Origin of the sequence: Microbacterium sp. B24 (assembly GCF_000333415.1) — a bacterium.
GTDB lineage: Bacteria > Actinomycetota > Actinomycetes > Actinomycetales > Microbacteriaceae > Microbacterium.
This window is the reverse complement of the sequence record NZ_BADB01000380.1, coordinates 1-18998: the sequence shown is the minus strand read 5'-3', so window position 1 is coordinate 18998 and position 18998 is coordinate 1. Positions and strand designations below refer to the sequence as shown.

The 18998-nt window shown below is 71.4% G+C and carries 14 protein-coding genes and 1 pseudogene; 13 read left to right on the top strand and 2 right to left on the bottom strand.

The genetic code is table 11. The features are described from left to right. Positions 1–40 precede the first annotated feature (40 nt). The 13 genes from I5I_RS10275 (at position 41) to I5I_RS16440 (ending at position 17472) form a co-directional block, all read left to right on the top strand. On the top strand, positions 41–1360 hold the full coding sequence (locus I5I_RS10275) for a DUF58 domain-containing protein (protein ID WP_239498513.1): 1320 nt from the start codon (positions 41–43) through the stop codon (positions 1358–1360). Further along, on the top strand, positions 1357–3780 hold the full coding sequence (locus tag I5I_RS10270; RefSeq protein ID WP_036319088.1) for a transglutaminase family protein: 2424 nt from the start codon (positions 1357–1359) through the stop codon (positions 3778–3780). The genes I5I_RS10275 and I5I_RS10270 overlap by 4 nt, the downstream gene beginning before the upstream one ends. Continuing rightward, the gene (locus tag I5I_RS10265; protein ID WP_036319110.1) at positions 3773–4945 is read left to right on the top strand and encodes an RDD family protein; all 1173 of its coding nucleotides are present in this window, start codon (positions 3773–3775) and stop codon (positions 4943–4945) included. The genes I5I_RS10270 and I5I_RS10265 overlap by 8 nt, the downstream gene beginning before the upstream one ends. Next, a complete protein-coding gene (locus I5I_RS10260; RefSeq protein ID WP_036319086.1) occupies positions 4942–5784 on the top strand; it encodes a PP2C family protein-serine/threonine phosphatase in 843 nt (280 codons plus the stop codon). The genes I5I_RS10265 and I5I_RS10260 overlap by 4 nt, the downstream gene beginning before the upstream one ends. Before the next feature lie 11 nt (positions 5785–5795). Beyond that, positions 5796–7217, top strand: a complete 1422-nt coding sequence (locus tag I5I_RS10255) for an FHA domain-containing protein (RefSeq protein WP_239640086.1) — start codon at positions 5796–5798, stop codon at positions 7215–7217. Then, positions 7214–8884, top strand: a complete 1671-nt coding sequence (locus tag I5I_RS10250) for a serine/threonine-protein kinase (protein ID WP_036319081.1) — start codon at positions 7214–7216, stop codon at positions 8882–8884. Before I5I_RS10255 ends, I5I_RS10250 begins: the two co-directional genes overlap by 4 nt. Continuing rightward, positions 8881–9678 carry a hypothetical protein gene (locus I5I_RS10245; protein ID WP_036319079.1) on the top strand — a complete coding sequence of 266 codons (798 nt, stop codon included), beginning with the start codon at positions 8881–8883 and terminating at the stop codon, positions 9676–9678. The genes I5I_RS10250 and I5I_RS10245 overlap by 4 nt, the downstream gene beginning before the upstream one ends. Continuing rightward, positions 9675–14183: an FtsK/SpoIIIE domain-containing protein gene (locus tag I5I_RS10240; protein WP_036319076.1), complete on the top strand. Its 4509-nt coding sequence runs from the start codon at positions 9675–9677 to the stop codon at positions 14181–14183. The genes I5I_RS10245 and I5I_RS10240 overlap by 4 nt, the downstream gene beginning before the upstream one ends. Positions 14184–14310: 127 nt before the next feature. Further along, positions 14311–14607: a WXG100 family type VII secretion target gene (locus I5I_RS10235; RefSeq protein ID WP_005054492.1), complete on the top strand. Its 297-nt coding sequence runs from the start codon at positions 14311–14313 to the stop codon at positions 14605–14607. A gap of 109 nt (positions 14608–14716) precedes the next feature. Continuing rightward, positions 14717–15037: a hypothetical protein gene (locus I5I_RS10230; RefSeq protein WP_051039574.1), complete on the top strand. Its 321-nt coding sequence runs from the start codon at positions 14717–14719 to the stop codon at positions 15035–15037. After that, positions 15037–16662 carry a hypothetical protein gene (locus tag I5I_RS10225; protein WP_036319073.1) on the top strand — a complete coding sequence of 542 codons (1626 nt, stop codon included), beginning with the start codon at positions 15037–15039 and terminating at the stop codon, positions 16660–16662. The genes I5I_RS10230 and I5I_RS10225 overlap by 1 nt, the downstream gene beginning before the upstream one ends. Next, positions 16655–17116: a hypothetical protein gene (locus I5I_RS10220; RefSeq protein WP_239498516.1), complete on the top strand. Its 462-nt coding sequence runs from the start codon at positions 16655–16657 to the stop codon at positions 17114–17116. The genes I5I_RS10225 and I5I_RS10220 overlap by 8 nt, the downstream gene beginning before the upstream one ends. After that, a complete protein-coding gene (locus I5I_RS16440) occupies positions 17113–17472 on the top strand; it encodes a hypothetical protein (RefSeq protein ID WP_239640085.1) in 360 nt (119 codons plus the stop codon). The genes I5I_RS10220 and I5I_RS16440 overlap by 4 nt, the downstream gene beginning before the upstream one ends. Here I5I_RS16440 and qcrB read toward each other — a convergent pair. Both qcrB and I5I_RS10205 read right to left on the bottom strand, forming a co-directional pair. Next, a pseudogene (gene qcrB, locus I5I_RS10210) lies at positions 17414–18808 on the bottom strand (cytochrome bc1 complex cytochrome b subunit); the annotation flags it as partial. The gene I5I_RS16440 and the pseudogene qcrB overlap by 59 nt on opposite strands. Continuing rightward, a partial coding sequence (locus I5I_RS10205; RefSeq protein WP_036319065.1) for a ubiquinol-cytochrome c reductase iron-sulfur subunit occupies positions 18805–18998 on the bottom strand: 194 nt, incomplete at its 5' end. The pseudogene qcrB and the gene I5I_RS10205, both read right to left, overlap by 4 nt.

Below are 18998 nucleotides of genomic sequence, written 5' to 3'. Positions count from 1 at the left end.
CCCGTCGCGCCGCGCGCGGCGACGGGGTGATGATTCCGGCGTGCCCGCGGACGCCGCCGCGCCCGTCGCCCCGACGCCGCCGACGTCGGATGCCGAGGGCGAAGCCGACGCGCCCCTGGTCGCTCCCCGGGAGGCCACCGCGGCCGAGCGCCGGCGGGAGCGCATCGACGCGGTGCGCCGCCGCGTCGTCCGCGTGCTGCGGGCGATCGGCGACGTCGTGCAGCCACTGGGGTGGGTGCTGATCGCCACCGCCGTGCTCGTCTGGTGGCTGGCCTTCGCCTACGGCTGGCGCGAGTTCCTCGTCATCGCCGCCGTCATCACGGTGACCCTGATCATCAGCCTCGGCTTCCTCTTCGGCCGCACGACGTACGAGATCGGGCTCGACCTCACGCGCACTCGCGTCGTCGTGGGCGAGCGCGCCGTCGGTGGGCTCATGCTCGCCAACCGCACGCCGCGAACGCTGCTGCCCTCCGAGGTCATCCTTCCCGTCGGCGCCGGTCGCGGCGTCTTCCAGGTGCCGCGCCTCGCGCCCGACGAGGAGCACGAAGAGGTCTTCGCGATTCCGACGACGACACGCGGTGTGCTCTCGGTCGGACCGGTGAGCGTTCGCCGCGGCGACCCGCTGGGGCTGTTCGAACGGGCGCACGACCGCCGCCAGGCCGTCGATCTGTACGTGCACCCGCAGACGACGGCGCTGGAGGGCCTGTCGCTCGGCCACCTCCGCGATCTGGAGGGTCTGCCGGTGCAGCACCTCGCGCGCGACGACGTGTCCTTCCACGCGCTGCGGGAGTACCAGCCCGGCGACGACCTGCGCCACGTGCACTGGAAGTCGACCGCGCGGGTCGGCGAGGTGATGGTGCGCCAGTACGAAGAGACGCGCCGCTCTCACTTCGTGGTGGGCCTGTCCACGCTTCCCGACGAGTATCGCGAGGCGGCGGAGTTCGAACTCGCCATCTCGGTCGCCGGGTCGATCGGCCTGCGCGCCCTGCGGGATTCCCGCGTCCTCGATGCGCGCACTCAGCAGGGGCCGCTGCGCTCGCTCAGCTCCCGTCGCTTCCTCGACGAGCTCTCGATGCTCGGGCACTCGCGCGCCCGGCTCGGCGGCATCGTCGCGCTCGCCGGCGGCATCGCGGCCCATGCACCGGATGCCGCGGTCGTCGTGCTCGTCACGGGCTCGCGCACGGACGCGGCCGAGCTCCGCCTCGCCTGCTCACGACTGCCGCTCGGCGTGCGCGCACTCGCGGTCGTCGCCGACACCCGGGTGGACGCACCGGCACTGCAGCGCATCGGCGAGGCCGACGTCGTCACCGTCGGTGCGCTCGACCAGCTGCCGCGGGCCGTCCGGAAGGTGCTCTCGTGAGCGCGCGCCCGCGGCTGCCGCGTCGCGTCCCGCGCCCCGCTGCACAGGCGGCGACGATCGAGCCGCGCGTTCTCGCTCTCGACCTGACCGCCGCCGCCCTGCTGCTCGCGGTGTCGATCGTCGGGTTCGCCCCCACCTTCGATTCGCCGCAGTACCTCGTCGCCGGCGTCGGCGGGCTCGCTCTCGGGCTGGCGCTGGCCTGGGCGGGAGCCCGGTGGCGCCTCGGGGTGCTGAGCCTGGCCGGCGCGACGATCGGCGCCTACATCGTCCTCGGCGGTGCGCTCGCGTTGCCGCACACGGCGCTGCTCGGCGTCGTCCCGACGCTGGAGACCCTGCAGCAGCTCGCCCTCGGGACGATCACGTCGTGGAAGCAGCTGCTGACCACGGTGCCGCCGGTCGCGGCATCCGACGGCCATCTCGTGGTCCCCTTCATCCTCACTCTCGTCGGCGCCGTCCTCACCGGATCGCTGGCTCTCCGGGCCCGCCACGGCGCCTGGGCTCTGCTGCCCGCGCTCGCGGTGCTGGTCGCGACGATCCTGCTGGGTGTCGCGCAGCCCGCGGCCCCGCTCGTCCAGGGCATCGTCTTCGCCGTCGTCGCGACGGTCTGGCTCGCGCTGCGCCGCGCGTGGGACCACGACCGCGCCGCGGTGCGGATCGAGTCGGCGGGGACCTCGGATGCCGGGGCGGTGCGCAGCTCGCGCACGCGCCGACTCGTCGCCGGTGGGATCGTGCTCGCCGTCGCCTCGGCGGCGGGAATCGCCACCGCCGCGGTCGCCACCCCGCCGCGGTACATCCTGCGCGACTTCATCGTGCCGCCGTTCGACATCACCGACTATCCGAGTCCGCTGCAGTCCTTCCGCGGCTACGTGCGCGACGACGCCGACAAGACCCTGTTCACCGTGACGGGACTGCCCAAGGACGGCCGCGTGCGGCTGGCGACGATGGACGCGTACGACGGCATCGTCTACAACGTGTCCGACGACGGGGCCGGCTCCTCCAGCGCGTTCACCCCGATCCGCTCCAACATGTCTCCCGCGGCGACCGGCACCGCAGCCACGCTGCGGGTGGAGATCGGCGACCTGAGCGGAGTGTGGGTGCCCGATGTGGGCGCCGTCCGCGACTTCACCTTCGACGGCCCGCGGGCATCGGAGCTTGCCCGCACGACGCACTTCAACGACGCCACCGGCACCGCCGTCGCCCCTGCGGGGCTTGCGTCCGGCGACGCGTACACGATCGACACCGTCATCCCCGACCTCCCGAGCGACACGGCGCTGGCCGACGTGCCGTTCGCGGCTCTCAAGATGCCGAAGCAGACGGGCATTCCGGAGAAGATCGCCGACATCGCCTCCAAGGCCACCGCCAGCGCCGACACCCCGATCGAGCGCGCGCGGGCACTGGAGAGCTACCTGCACACGCAGGGCTTCTTCAGCCACGGCCTGGGCGACGACGTCGTCTCGCTGTCGGGACACGGGGCCAACCGCATCACGTCGCTCTTCGGCGGTGACCAGATGGTCGGCGACGACGAGCAGTATGCCGTCGCGATGGCTCTGATGGCGACGCAGCTGGGCATGCCTGCACGCGTCGTGATGGGCTGGCACGCCGACGAGAAGCACCCGCAGGACGGTCCGACGCTCACGGCCACCGGCGGCAACCTGCACGCGTGGGTGGAGATCGCCTTCCAGGGCTACGGCTGGGTTCCGTTCGATCCCACCCCCGACGAGGACAACAAGCCCAACGACCAGTCGACCAAGCCGAAGGCCAACCCGAAGCCGCAGGTGCTCCAGCCGCCGCCGCCCGCCCAGCAGCCCGCCGACCTGCCCCCGGCGATCGCGGAGAACCGCGACCAGGACGAGGAGCAGGCCGCAGACCTCAGCTGGCTCGGACCCGTGCTGCTGTACGGCGGCCTCACCCTCGGCATCCTCCTGCTGCTGGCGGCGCCGTTCATCGTGATGGGCGTGATCAAGGGCGTGCGCCGCGCGCGCCGCCGCAACGCCGAGCGCACCGCGGACCGCATCTCGGGAGGCTGGGACGAACTGGTCGATTCGGCCGTCGATCTGCGGGCTCCGGTGGCGATCGGGGCGACCCGTGCCGAGAGCGCGCTCGTCGTCGGCTCGACTTTCGACGACCCGCGCGTCACGCAGCTCGCCACCCGCGCCGATGTGGATGTCTTCGGTCCGGGCGACCCCGCACCCGAGGATGTCGACGCCTTCTGGCGCGAAGTCGATGACATCGTCGGCCAGATGCGCGGATCGACGACCGTCTGGCAGCGCCTTCGCGCACGGTTGAGCGTGCGGTCGCTGCGCCGCAGCGGTTGGTCGTGGCACGCCCTCGGCCAGGCGATCGCCGGCACCGGTGGCGCCGTCGTCGCGCGCGTGCGCCGCGGCATCCGCCCTCGTGGAACGGAGTCCTCCGATGACTGATCTGGATCTCGTGCGGCGCCCGGCACAGGTGGGCCGGCGGGTGGGCGCCTACCTGATCGACGCGGCGATCGGAATGGTCGTCCTGCTGATCGCGGTGGGCGTCTTCGCCGGTATCTCCTTCGGCACCGGAGGGGCACTGCCCCTGCCGCTGGCCGTGGCCTTGGCGTACGTGATCGGTCTCGGTTGGTTCGTCGTCTACACCCTGATGCAGGCCGGCGCCGGCTCGCTCGGCATGCGCGCGCTCGGGCTGCGACTCGTGCGGGAGGGTGGGGCGGTCGATGCGTCGGCCCCGGCATCGCGCCTCGGCTTCGGCCGCGCGCTCGGCCGCAACCTCGTCTGGGCGTTGGGCGGCGCGATCGTCGTCGGGTACGTCTCCCCGCTCTTCGACTCGTCGCCGTGGCACCGGGGATGGCACGACCGCGCCGTGGGGGCCGTCATGACCGATGTCGCCGGCCGCTCGCCGGTGCCGGCAGCGGACTCCCGCGCGGAGGCGGCGCCCCCGGCGCCCCCGTCGAGTCTGGCGCCGACGGTGCTGCCGGCTGCCCCGATTCTGCCGGAGGCGCCGGCGCCCGAACTCGGCGGCTGGTCGCCTGCCGAGCCTCCCGCGCCGGTGCGGAGCACTCCGCTCGCGAGCGGAGTCATCTCCTTCGTCCCCGGGGTGAGCGACGCCGACCGACTCGATCAGCCCGCGCCCGCGCCCGCACCCGGCCTGCCGACGGTGGAGGTGTCCGACGCGACGCCGCCGGTCTCCGGCGCACCGGCCGCCGATCGCGGGCCCGTATCCGGTGCCGGCGTGGTCATCGAGAGCATCGACGAGACCCGGATCTCCACCGGAGAGCGTCCTTTCGCGCGCCTCGTGTGGGACGACGGAACGCGGCAGGCGCTCTACGGTCGCACGCTCTTCGGCCGTAATCCCGCACCCGAGACGGGCGCGATGGTCTCACCCGTGCGCGATGAGACGCTGTCGCTGTCGAAGACGCATTTCGAGATGATCCCCGACGACGATCGCGCGGTGTGGGTGGTCGATCGGCACTCCACCAACGGGGTCGCGGTGCGCCGCGGTGACGACCTCCTCCCGCTGGAGCCGGGCGAGCGCACTCGGGTCCGGGCCGGAGACGTGCTCGTCTTCGGCGACCGGCAGGTGACCGTCGAGGTGACCTCGTGATCGACGCCACGCCGGCGGAGCCCCCGATCGCCGTCCGCGTCGGTGCGGCGTCGCACACGGGTCTTCGCCGCCGCGTGAACGAAGACGCCTACCTCGCGCAGGCGCCGCTCTTCCTCGTCGCCGACGGGATGGGCGGGCACGACGCAGGCGACCGCGCCAGTGCTGCGGTCGTGGCCGAGTTCGCCCACCTGGTCGGCGGTGCGAGTCTCGCCATCGACCAGGTGCGCGCGGCGCTGCGGCGTGCACGGTCGCGTGTGGAGGCGATCGCCAGCGACGGACGCGCGGCGGGCACGACGTTGTCGGGCGTCGTCGTCGCCGACGTCGGTGGGGTCGGATACTGGCTGACCGTGAACGTCGGCGACTCCCGCACGTACCGCTTCGCGCAGGGCGTGCTCGAGCAGATCAGCGTCGATCATTCGGTCGTGCAGGAACTGCTCGACGCCGGCGTTCTGTCCGGCGCCGACGCCGCGACCGACAGCCGCCGCAATGAGATCACGAGGGCGATCGGGGCCGGAAGCGAAGGGCAGGCTGACTACTGGATGGTGCCGGCCGAGCCGGGCGATCGCATCCTGGTCTGCTCCGACGGCCTGTCCGGCGAGGTGCCGGCCGATCGTCTGCGCGACATCCTCGCCGAGGAGAGCGATCCCGAAGCCGCGGCGACGCGACTGATCCATGAGGCGTTGCTGCACGGCGGACGCGACAACGTCACCGCGGTGGTCGTGGATGCCGTGCACGTCGCCGGCTTCGACGACGTGTACGACACGGCACCCGCAGGGGCGCGCCGAGCCGAAGCGGACGGCGACACCCGACCGCGCGCGGGCACGAGAGGTGATGTGTGATGACGGATGCGATGACGAAGACGCGGATCGACTACCGGCCGGCCGCGACGACCGACGCCTGGTGGCTCGCGGCCGACGGCGACGCCGTCGTGCTGCTGTCTCCGGCCGTGTCGGCCGCGACGGCCGCCGGCGTGTGGCGCGGGCTGGGTGCGGGGGGCATCGGTGCCGTTCTCGAGGCGCTCACGGGTGCGTTCGGTACGTCCCTCACGGCGATCCCGCCGTTCGCACTCGCGATCGCGGAGGCGGGCGGTGCGCGCGTGGCCGTGCGCGGTGACGTCGAGGTCGTCGTGGAGGGCGACCACCCCGAGGCCGTGTCGGGACGGGGAGTGGCGACCTGGACAGAGCGCTTCGTCCCGGGCGTCGTGCGTGTGAGTGTCGCCCCGCACCCGGGCACGCACGCACCCGCGGCCGACGTGCCGCTGCAGTCCGGAGTGGTGCGCGCCGATCTCGTCGAGGTCGTCCTCGCCGCCGCATCCGTTGCTTCCGCTCCCTCTGTTTCTCCCGTTCCGCCGGCGGCCTCCGCGTCGGCCGCGGCTCCGGCCCCGGCGGTGGCTCCGGCCGAGGCCCCGGCCGACGCGCCGTCTGACGCCGAGGAATCGTCGGATGCCGAGGAAGAACCGGCCGTCGGCGTCACCTCGGCATCCGCCGTCTCCTCGGAATCGCTCATCGATTCGGTGCCGCCAGGGCTGTTCGGCAGCGCCCCCGTATCGCAGCCCGCGCCGGACGCCGAGCCGCAGCCCGCGGCGCCGGCTGCCGACACCTCGGCCGATACGCTGATCCCCGAGGCGACCGACGTTCAGGATGCCGCCGCGCCCCCGGTCGACGAATACGACCTCCTCTGGGGCGAGACGGTCGCACGTCCGGTCTCGGCCGCCGCCATCGTCGTCGCGGACCCCGAGGACGCGCACCCCGACGACGTCGAAACCGCCTCCGCCGAGCCCGCGTCGCCGGAGCGCGAGCCCGCGCCACGCGATGATCACGGCGACCTCGGCGACCACGACGGTGCGACGATCGCCGTCGCCGAGATGCGGGCGCTGCGCGCCGAGCGACCCGCGTTCGATTCGACCGACAACGTTCCCGCCCGCCGGCCGGCTCGCGGGCGCATTCGGCTGTCGACCGGTCGGGTCGTCGAGCTCGAACGCCCGGTGATCATCGGCCGTCGCCCGAAATCGACGCGCACCACGGGAGCCGACCTGCCGACGTTGGTCGCGGTCGACAGCCCCGATCAGGACATCTCGCGCAGCCACGTCGAGATCCGTGCGGAAGGCGAGCACGTGCTCGTCACCGACCTCGACACGACGAACGGCACCGTGTTGCTGCGCGGCGGCAGCGAACCGGTGCGGCTGCACCCGAACGAGCCGACGATGGTCGTCACCGGTGACGTCCTCGATCTCGGCGATGACGTGACCGTGACCTTCGAGGACCTCCCGTGAGCGCCGCCAAGCGTCCGCCGGCACCGCCGCCCGCCCTGCCCGGATTCACCTACGTCGACGTGCTCGGCTCGGGTGGGTTCGCGGACGTCTATCTCTATGAGCAGCAGCTTCCCCGCCGCCGCGTCGCGGTGAAGGTCATGCTGCCCGACCGCTTGGCCTCGGGCTCGGCCGAGCAGTTCACCGCCGAGGCGAACGTCATGGCCCTGCTGTCGACACACCCGGCGATCGTGACGATCTACCAGGCCGGCGTGTCCGACGACGGCCGGCCCTACCTGGTCATGGAGTACTGCTCGCGGCCCAACCTGCAGGTGCGCTCCCGTACGGCGGCGTTCTCCGTCGCCGAGGCGCTGCGGGTGGGTGTGCAGGTCGCGGCCGCCGTCGAGACCGCGCATCGCGCCGGCATCCTGCATCGCGACATCAAGCCGGCCAACATCCTCGTCACCGAGTACAACCGCCCCGCGCTCACCGATTTCGGCATCGCGACGACGGCGGAGTCGGAGGAGTCGTCGGGGGGCATGTCGATTCCGTGGTCGCCGCCGGAGGCGTTCAGCGACGCCCCGGGATCCGGGGTCGCCACCGACGTCTATGCGCTGGGCGCGACCGTCTACACGCTGCTGGCCGGGCGCTCGCCGTTCGAGCAGCCCGGAGGCCGCAACGGCGGCGCCGATCTCATCCAGCGCATCGAGTCCCAGCCGGTGCCGCCGCTGACGCGGGCCGACGCCCCTGCCTCGCTGCAACTGGTGCTCGAGCGCGCGATGGCCAAACGTCCGGGCGATCGGTACGAATCCGCCCTCGCCTTCGCCCGTGCCCTGCAGCGCGTGCAGATCGAACTCGCCCACTCGGTCACCCCGATCGACATCCTCGACGATGCCCCGCACGAGGATGCCGACGACGACGCCGACGGCGAGCTCACCCGGGTCCGCGGCATCGTCAGCATCGAACCGAACACGAACCCCGCCGCCGGCCCCACCCGCCGCCGTGACAGGGACAACCCGTGGGCGCCCGAGACGACGGGCACCCTGCCCGCGGCATCCACCTCCGCCGCCCCGGCCGACACGGCCGAGCCGACGCTGTTGCGCGGTCCGGTCTCGATCGCTCCGCAGGTCGACATCGATACGTCCTCGACGATCCGCCGCCCCGCCGCCGGGGCGCCGGTGACGGCGCACACGCTCGATCCCGCGGCCGCACGCACGGCGACCGCACCGGAGGCCGACGCCGTCGCGGGCGCGGACGAGCCGGTGGTACCGCGGTCCCGCCGCGGTCTGTGGATCGGTCTCGGCATCGCCGCGGCCGTCGTCGCCGTCGTGGGGGCCGTCGCCGTCGGTGCGAGCCTGTTGGCGCCCGCCGTCGAGCCCCAGGCGTCTCCGACGCCGTCGACGACCGCCGTCGCGCAGGACCCGTTCGAAGACGTCGTTCCCGCGGTGACGCAGCTCGCCGGCCGGATCGAGGGCGGCAACGTCGTCTTCACCTGGACCAACCCCGACCCGAAGGACGGCGACGGCTACCTCTGGTACGCGTACACGCTGGCCGGCAACGGCGACGTCCGCAAGGTCACCGAGACCACGGTGTCCCTTCCCGTGGATGCCGCGGGCACCACCTGCGTCGCGGTCACTCTTGTCCGCAAGAGCGGCGTGGCGAGCACCGAGATGCGGAAGTGCGTCCCATGACCGACATTCACGACACGGTTCCGCCCCTCGACGAGGCCGCAGCGGATGCCGCGAGCAGCGACATCACGGTGGAGTTCGCGGGCGAGTACATCACGGTGCCGTCGGGCACACGGTTCACGATCGGCCGGGAGGGCGATCTCGCGATCGACGACAACCGGTTCCTGCACCGCCACTTCCTCTCGATCGAGCAGTCCGCCGGGCTGTGGTGGCTGGTCAACATCGGTTCGCGCCTGTCGGCCACCGTCACCGACACGGAGGGGCGGGTGCAGGCCCAACTCGCCCCGGGCGCCCGCCTGCCGATCGTGTTCGGAGTGACCACGGTCGTCTTCAGCGCCGGTCCCACCACCTACGAGCTGTCCGTGCACACGGCGCAGCCGGCTTTCCGCGAGACGGCGCCCGAGAGCGTCTTCGACGGGGAGTCGACGATCGGCGCCGTTCCCCTCACACCGAGCCAGAAGCTGTTGATCCTCGCTCTGGCCGAGCCGGTGCTGCGGCGCGAGGGCACCGGGATGAGTGAGCTGCCCAGCTCGGCCGCTGCGGCGCAGCGCCTGGGCTGGAGCATCACCCGCTTCAATCGCAAGCTCGACAACGTCTGCGACAAGCTCGACCGTCAGGGCGTGCCGGGCCTGCGCGGCGGCGTGACCAGTTCGGCCACGAACCGCCGCGTGCGCCTGGTGGAGCACGCCGTCGCCTCGCGACTGGTGGTGCGAGAGGACCTCGCCATGCTGGACGACCCGGCGGCGTACGATCGCGACGCCGCCGATGACGCACCGCGCAGGAAGGAACAGGGATGAAGCTGCGCACCACGCTGGTCCGCCCCGGAGGCGAGCCGGAAGACCTCGTCATCAACGCCGATGCCGATGCGACCGTCGGCGACCTCGCACGCACCATCGCCGAGCTCGATCCGCGCGGCGGCGGGGCGGCGGCGGGCGACGAGGTGACGCTCGAGGCGTTCGGCACGATCGCTCCGGGCCCGGGAGAGGTGCTGGATGCCGCGGCATCCGTCTCGCACGTCCAGCTGGGTGCGGGCTCGGCCGTGCGCATCGTGCCGACCGGCTATCAGCCTCCGCAGAAGCTCGGCGACGTCGAGATCGCCTCGGGTGCCGGTGCCGGCACCACGATCCCGCTGCAGCGCGGGGTGGTCATCATCGGACGAGACCCCCAGTGCGACATCGTGCTCGACGACCCGCTCGTCTCCAAGCGGCACGCGCGGCTGGAGGTCGGGCAGGGCCGGGCCGAGCTCGTCGACCTGAACTCCGCCAACGGCATCCTCGTCGACGGGGCGCCGGTCACCTACCTCACGGCCGCCGACGGCCAGATCGACGCCGTGTTGGGCGACACGCGCCTGCGCATCACGGCGGCCCCCGCCGACGCCACGGCGGCGCCCTCCACGTGGCGGCAGGTGCCGTTCGTGCGCTCGCCGCGGGTGGAGGCGCGCTACCTCGGCGAGGAGCTGCCCGGCACCGACCTGCCGGCACCGCCCGCTCCGCAGATGTTCCCGTGGCTGGCGATGATCGCCCCGGTGATCATGGGCGTCGTGCTCTTCTTCGTCATGAAGAATCCGATGGCGCTCGTGTTCGTCGCGGCATCCCCGCTTCTCATGCTCGGCACCTGGCTGACGACGCGCCTGCAAGGCCGCGCGCAGCTGCAGCGCGACAAGGACCGCTTCGAGCAGCAGCTCACCCGCCTGTCCACCCGCCTCGAGCAGGAGCGCGAGACCGAGCGCCGCGTCCGCCGCGGCGAGGTCCCCGAGCTCGATCCCATCTGCGCCGACGCGCTCGCCGCCGGGCCCCTGGTGTGGACGCGCCGGCCCGAGCACTGGTCGTTCCTGCACGTCCGTCTCGGCGACGGCACCGCCCCGAGCCGCAACTCCGTCGCCGAGTCGACGAAGCGCGACGCGGCGATCCCGTCGTACGTCGACCGCCTCGACGAGGTCGTCGACGCGTTCCGCGAGGTCGACGACGTGCCGATCCTCGAGTCGCTGGCCGAGGCCGGCGCGATCGGCATCGCCGGCTCGACGGCGCGCGTCGGCGACACGGCGCGGGCGCTGCTGGCCCAGACGGCCGGGCTGCACGCGCCGTCCGACGTCCACATCGTCGCCTTCGTCGGCCCGGCCACCCGTGCGGCGCTTGCCGACCTCAAGTGGCTGCCGCACACGTGGGCCGCCGAGGACGCCCTCGGCACGGCCCCCATCGCCGACAACGCGGCGACCGCGTCGCGCCTGCTGGCCGAGCTGGAGGAGTTGGTCGACACCCGCACGAAGCAGCTGCGGCGTCTGCGGGCGCTCAAGGCGACGGATGCCGCGACCGCCGCGGGCGCCGAGGTCGGCGAGTCGCGGGGTCGCGAGGAAGAGATGCCGCTTCCGGCATACGTCGTGATCATCACGCCCGACGCGCCCGTCGACCGGGGGCGACTCATCCAGCTGAGTGAGCGTGCCGCCGGCAGCGGTGTCATCCCGGTGTGGGCGACCTCGCGCGTGTCCGACCTGCCCGCCGCCTGCCGCACGTGGGTCGAGCTTCCCGCCGACGGGGAGGCGAGCGCCAACTTCGTGCGCCTCGGCACCGTCATCGCGCCGCTGCGCGTGGAGGCGTTGGATGCCGCGCGCTTCGGCGTCGTGGCCCGGGCCCTGGCCCGCATCACCGACATCGGCGATGTCGCGGAGGACGCCGGGGACGTGCCGCGCACCATCCCCCTGCTGCAGCTGCTGGGGTCGGACATGGCGACCAGCGCCGACGCCGTCATCGACCGGTGGACGCAGAATGCGTCGATCCGTGCGACGCGCTCCGGCGCGGGCTACCAGCCCAAGCTTCGTGCCCTCGTCGGACAGGGCGCGCAGGGCGCTCTGCACCTCGATCTGCGCCAGCAGGGTCCGCACGCCCTCGTCGGCGGCACGACCGGCTCGGGCAAGAGCGAGTTCCTGCAGGCCTGGGTGCTCGGCATGGCCGCCGAGTACAGCCCCGAGCGCGTGACGTTCCTGTTCGTCGACTACAAGGGCGGCTCGGCCTTCGCCGACTGCGTCAGCCTGCCCCACTGCGTGGGCCTCGTGACCGACCTCAGCCCCCATCTGGTCCGCCGGGCGCTGACGAGCCTCCGCGCCGAACTGCATCACCGCGAGCACCTGTTCAACCGCAAGAAGGCGAAGGACCTCCTCGAGCTCGAGAAGGCCGCCGACCCCGACGCTCCCCCCGCACTCGTCCTCGTCATCGACGAGTTCGCCGCACTCGCCAAGGAGGTGCCCGAGTTCGTCGACGGCGTCGTCGACATCGCCCAACGTGGGCGCTCGCTCGGCATCCACCTCATCATGGCGACGCAGCGCCCCGCCGGTGTCATCAAGGACAACCTGCGCGCCAACACCAACCTCCGCGTCGCGCTGCGCATGGCCGACGAGACCGACTCCGACGACGTCATCGGCTCGAAGGAGGCGGCACTGTTCGATCCCGGCATCCCGGGACGCGGCATCGCAAAGACCGGTCCGGGCCGCATGAACCTCTTCCAGTCGGCCTACTCGGGCGGGTGGAGCCTGCGGGCCGAAGCCGAACCCGCCGTCGAGGTGCGTCCGTTCCTGCTCGGCGACGCGCCGGTGTGGGAGAAGGCCGCCATCGAGGCGCCCGCCGAGACCGAGGATCTCGGCCCCAACGATCAGCAGCTGCTCGTGGCGCGCTTCGGCGACGCCGCGCAGCTCGCCCGCATCGCGCCGCCGCGTCGGCCGTGGCTCGACGAGCTGGCCACCACTTTCGACCAGACCAAGCTGCACCAGCGCACCGACGCCCGGCTGGTGCTCGGCGTCGTGGATGTGCCCGAGCGCCAGGACCAGGTGCCCTTCTTCTTCGAGCCCGACACCGAGGGCCACCTTGCGATCTTCGGCACCGGCGGCTCGGGAAAGTCCGTGACCCTGCGCACGCTCGCCGTGTCGGCGGGGATCACCCCGCGCGGCGGCCCCGTCCACGTCTACGGATTGGATGCCGCGACCGGGGGCCTGCGCATGCTCGAGTCGCTGCCGCACGTGGGCGCCGTCATCTCCGGCGACGACACGGAACGCATCGATCGCCTGTTCGCCACGCTCCGCAGCGAGCTCGACCGTCGCGGTGACGCGTATGCGGCGGCGGGCGCCTCCACGCTCACCGAGTACCGTTCTCTCGCCGGCCGCCCCGACGAGCCGCGCATCCTCCTGCTCGTCGACGGCTTCCCCGCGTTCCGTTCCGCGTTCGAGGGTGTGCCCGGTCGGGCCGAGGCCTACCGCGCGTTCCAGCAGGTGCTCACCGACGGTCGCGGGCTCGGCATCCACGTGGCCCTCACCGCCGACCGCGGCCAGAGCGTGCCCACCTCTTTGCAGGCGATGATCCAACGCCGCATCGTGCTGCGGATGGCCGACGAAGACGGCTATGCGCTCCTCGGGATGCCGCGCGACATCCTCGGCCCCGATGCGGCGCCCGGTCGGGCGATCGTCGACGACCACGAGGCGCAGATCGCCGTGATCGGCGGCACGTCGAGCACGAAGGACCAGTCGCTCGCGATCGATCGGATGGCCGAAGCGATGACGCGACGCGGCACGACGCCCGCTCCCGGCATCCGCGCACTGCCCGTCGAGTACGGTGCGGACGACCTGCCGGCGACGACCGCGGCGGGCGTCGCCATCGGTCTGTCCGATCTCGACCTCGGCCCGTACGGGATCGAGGCGAGCGGGACGTTCATCGTCGCCGGCTCGCCCGGCGCGGGCCGCTCCACCGCCGCCGCCGCAATCGCGCGGCAAACGCTGCGCGCGCGGCCCGACACGCCCGCGTTCTACATCGGCGACCGTCGATCGCCCGTGCAGGACGTCGTCGCGTGGACCGCGACCGCCGAGTCTCCCTCGGCGGCCATGGCGGTGCTCGGCGCCGTCGATGAGGCGGCCGACCGCGCCCAGGCGGGCGGACCCGTGCCGCTGGTCGTGCTGGAGGGCATCGGAGAGTTCGCCACGTCGATCATCGAGATGAATCTCTCCACGCTCGTCAAACGCGCCGGTCGCGGTGAGGTGTTCTTCGTGGTCGTCGGGGAGATGAGCGAGTGGACCACGAATTTCGGGCTGCTCGGCGAGATCAAGGCCGCGCGGCGCGGCGTCGTGCTGCAGCCGGAGACGATCGACGGCGAGGTCGTCCTCAAGACGCCGTTCCCCCGGTTGGTGCGGGGCGAGCTCCCGGTGGGACGCGGAATCTTGGCTCATCGTGGCAAGACCGTGCGCATCCAGTTCCCGCTGGTGGCCGGGGACGTCCCGGTCGGCGTCGAGTCGGGCGCCCTCGCCTCCTCGGCGGCGCAGACATGACCGCGGTGGGCCGGGCGCGTGGGCGCTCATGGGGAGTTCTCCCCATGGTCACGGGCCGCGACGCCGCCTATCTTCGAAACAACAAGACCTCCCGGCACACCGGCCGGGCCAGATGAAAGGGGCCCTCATGGCCAATCTGAATGTCACCTACGACCAGATGAACTCGGCCGCCTCGCGCCTGCGTGACGGACAGAACGAGCTCGAGGCGAACCTGCAGCGCCTGCGTCAGCTGGTCGCTCAGCTCGTCCAGGACGGCTTCACCACGAGCCGCGCCTCGGGCGCTTTCGACGCCTCGTACACCGAGTTCACCACCGGTGCGACCAAGACGGTCCAGGGCATCGAGGGCATGGCCTCCTTCCTCGAGAAGGCCGCCCAGGCCCTGCAGTCCACCGACGAGCAGCTCGCCAGCCAGCTCGGTCAGTGATGTCGACCTGCGGGGCGCTCGCGCGCCCCGCAGGTTCACGAGGCCTTCCACCCGCTTCCGTCACCCGGACACCGCGGGTGGCGGGCCTCGCGAACCTCGGGAGAAGAAGATGACTGACCTTCAGCTCGACTTCGATGCGTTGCGCACGGCGCGCACCCGCGTCGACGACGCGCTGTCGACCTTCGAGTCGGCCGGCACCGTCGGCGGCGACCTCGCCGGACTCACCGGTGAGGACCGGTTGGCCGGAAAGGTCCGCGACTTCGCGGACAACTGGGACTACAACCGGGGAAAGCTCACCGAGAAGCTCCAGTTCCTGCGCGACGGCATCGATGCGATCGTCGACAGCATGACCGAGGTCGATGCCGAACTGGCACGTCAGGCCCAGGAGGCCGCGCCCGAGACCCACAACGACGGAGAGGGGGAGGGCTGATGAGCGCCATCTCCGTCGAATTCGAAGACATCCTCCTCGGCAAGCCCGATCAGCTCGACCCGCGCGCCGCCGACCTCGTGACGGCCGCCGCCGCGATCGAGAAGGCCACCGCGTCCCTGCGCGGACTCATCGAGGGGCAGGCCTCGCGATCCACCGAGGCCCTCGCCGAGACGGCATCCGAGGTCGCCCGCTCCCTCAGCCGGGCGCGAGCCCGCTATCGCAACACGGGTCAGGCGTTGCAGACGTACGCGGCCGACCTGCGCCCCATCCAGCAGGATGCGACAGCCGCGATCGCCACCGCGGAGTACTACGAGCAGAAGTCCGCGACGATCCCGAACGACATCTCCCGCCGCGAAGGCGACCTGCTGCGTGCCGAGGCGGTCGAGGCCCCGCAACCCCAGATCGACGAGATCGAAGCCGACCTGCGCCGGATGCGGCAGGCGCAGTCGAACGCGGCCTCGCAGGTACAGGACGCCCGCCAGCAGCTGTACCGGGCGCGCGAGCGCCTGCGCGCCATCGCCGACGTCGCCATCAGCCAGATCGAGACCGCCATCGAGGGCGACAGCGATTCGGCGTTCGACAACTGGAACCAGTTCTGGGACGGTGCCGCCGGATGGATCGGCGAGTGGGCGGCGAACGTGCTCAAGGGCATCCTCGAAGTCCTCGGGGAGTTGCTCGCGATCCTCGTCGCCATCGTCGTCATCATCGTCGTCATCATCATCGTGATCGCGGTGCTCTCGGCGATCGCCGCCATCATCGGGTGGGTGGCCCTCGGCATCCTCGCCGCCCTCCTCGTCGGCGCCATACTGCTCACCTTCCTCATCCGCGATGGCCTCGGCACGCCGATTCGCCGCAGCCCCGCGCCCGGCGAGGAGCTGAAGCCGAAGAAGAAGTACCCCTCCGATGCGGACGACGCCACCACGACCGACCAGTACACGTCCCAGGACTACGGCGACCTCTTCGAGGAGGTCGGCCGTCAGGATGTCGCCGGTGGTGACCAGCGCACGGTCATCCGTGTCGTCGCCATCACGGATGCCGCGGGCAACGTCATCGGCTACCGCGTGCAGCTGCCGAGTACCCAGAACTGGTCGCCGATGAACGGCGACGGCGCTCTCAACGACCTCTCCGCAGACGCCATGCTCGCCCTGTTCCCCGGCCTGGAGACGCAGTACAAGAAGGCCGTGTGGGACGCACTCGAGTCGTCGGGCGCGCTCGACAGCGACGCGCCGATCATGCTCACCGGGTGGAGCCTGGGCGGCATGATGGCGGGCGACCTGGCCACCGATCCGCGCCTGTCCGGCCGCGTGCAGTCGGTCGTGACGGCCGGCTCTGCCATCGACAAGCACGCCGGCGAGATCGACCCGTCGGTGCGGGTGACGCAGGTCAACAACCGTTGGGACCCCGTGCATACGCTGGAGTTCGTCGGCTACGGACCCAACGACGTGCCGGGGCCGAACTGGCAGACCTACCACCCCGTCGACATCCGCATCCACGATGCGAACATGTACGGTGAGCTCGCCGACGACCTGGTTCCCGAGGTGCGGCCGGGCGACGAGATCTTCTTCGCCGACGATCTGAAGAACACGCACGAAGAGGTGTATGAGATGGTCTACAGCCGTGGCTGAGCTGCGCCGCGCCGGAGTCGGGGCGACCATCGCCCTGGCCATGATCTTGACACTGACGGGATGTAGCGGGATGAATGAGAACGCGGTTTCCGAGCGGCTGACGCAGGCGTCGGGCATCAACGGCGCGATGGTCGAGGTGCAGCATCCCGGTGCCCCCTGGGTCAACAAGATCGTCATCCGACTTTTCGTCCGCGACGCCTCGGCCGCCGCGGTCGCCGACGACGTGCGCGCCGTCGCCGCGTTCGCCGTCGATGATCGCGACCTGGGCGGTCAGCCCCTCACGCTCCTCGCCGTGCAGGGTTCGCCGGGCGACTTCTCCGATCCCCTGACGGCGACCATCACCGACAGTGCCTACGTCATGGGCAGCGTCTCCGAGATCCTCGGGGCGGGCAAAGGCGTCGAGAATATCCTCGACCTCAGCGCCGCGGACGTCAGCCGCATCGCACAGCGGTGAGCGTCGACACGACGCCGCAGCTGCGCTTCCGGCTGCCCGGCGAGTGGATCGCGGTCGACCCGCGCGACGAACAGGCGGCACGCGAGCACAGTGCGGTGATCGCGCGCGAGCTGGTGGGAGCCGCCGACGACGCGGTGCTCACCCGCCGCCGCGTGCAGCGAGGTTTCGACGAGGCGGCCGCTGCGGCGCGGGAGGCCTCGGCCCATCTGTTGCTGATGTGCCGCGAGATCGCGCCGCGCATCCCCACGCCCGTCACGATCACCGTGCACACGCCGATCACGATCACGCCGTCGGCGAGCCGTGCAGGGCGATCTCGCGGTCCTTCTTCTGGAGCGCGATGCACAGACGCTTCGTGATGAAGTACGCGAGAACCGGTCCGACGAACAACAGCGCCTGCAGCGTGTGGATGACGCCTTCCATCGTGAGCCAGAAGTGGGTGGCGATGATGTCCGAGGATGCCGCGGCCCACAGCACCGCGTAGAACGTCACACCGGCGGCACCGATCGCGGTGCGCGTCGCGGCGTTGCGCGGACGCTGGGCGATGTGGTGCTCGCGCTTGTCGCCCGTGATCCAGGCCTCGATGAACGGGTACAGCATCACGATCACGATGAACAGGCCCAGAGCCGTCAGCGGGATGAGGATGTTGAACGACCACGTGCGGTCCCACAGGACGAACTCGAGGTGCGGCGGCACCAGACGCAGCGCTCCGTCGGCGAACCCGATGTACCAGTCGGGCTGCGTACCGGCCGAGACCGGCGACGGGTCGTACGGACCGTAGTTCCAGATCGGGTTGATCGTGAACAGGGAGGCGATCAGGACGATCACGCCGAACGTGATGAAGAAGAAGCCGCCCATCTTCGACATGTAGACCGGGACCATGGGGAAGCCCACGACATTGCTGTTCGTGCGGCCGGGACCGGCGAACTGGGTGTGCTTGTTCACGATCATGAGCATGAGGTGCACGGCGAGCAGCGCCACCAGGATGGCCGGCAGCAGCAGGATGTGCAGCGTGTAAAGGCGCCCGACGATCTGAGTCCCGGGGAACTCGCCGCCGAACAGCAGGAAGGAGGTCCACGTTCCGATCACCGGAATGCCCTTGACCATGCCGTCGATGATGCGCAGGCCATTGCCCGAGAGCAGGTCGTCCGGCAGCGAGTAGCCGGTGAAGCCTTCGGCCATGGCGAGGATGAAGAGGATGAAGCCGATCACCCAGTTGAGCTCGCGCGGCTTGCGGAACGCACCCGTGAAGAACACGCGGAGCATGTGCACGCCGATGCCGGCAACGAACACCAGCGCAGCCCAGTGGTGGATCTGACGCACCAGCAGGCCGCCGCGGATGTGGAACGACAGGCGCAGTGCCGAGTCGAGAGCCGCAGACATCTCGACGCCGCGCAGCGGGACGAACGCCCCGTCGTAGTGCGTTTCGACCATGGATGCCTGGAAGAAGAACGTCAGGAACGTTCCCGACAGCAGGACGACGACGAAACTCCACAGCGCGATCTCGCCGAGCATGAAGGACCAGTGGTCCGGGAAGATCTTGCGACCGAGCTCCTTGACCAGACCGGAGATGCTGGTGCGCTCGTCGAGGTAGTTCGCCGCGCCGGCGACGAAGCGGCCGCCCAGCGGCTTCTCGTCGCGGGAGGTCTGAGGCGTGGTGTCAGGGCCTGTCTCGGTGACAGTCGCGGTGCTCAATGGCGCTCCCAGAAGCTCGGGCCGACGGGTTCGGTGAAGTCGCTCTGCGCGATCAGGTACCCCTCGGAGTCAACAGTGATCGGCAGCTGCGGCAGCGGACGAGCGGCCGGTCCGAAGATCACCGCGGCACCGTGGGTCACGTCGAACTGCGACTGGTGGCAGGGGCAGAGCAGGTGGGGGTCTGCTGCTC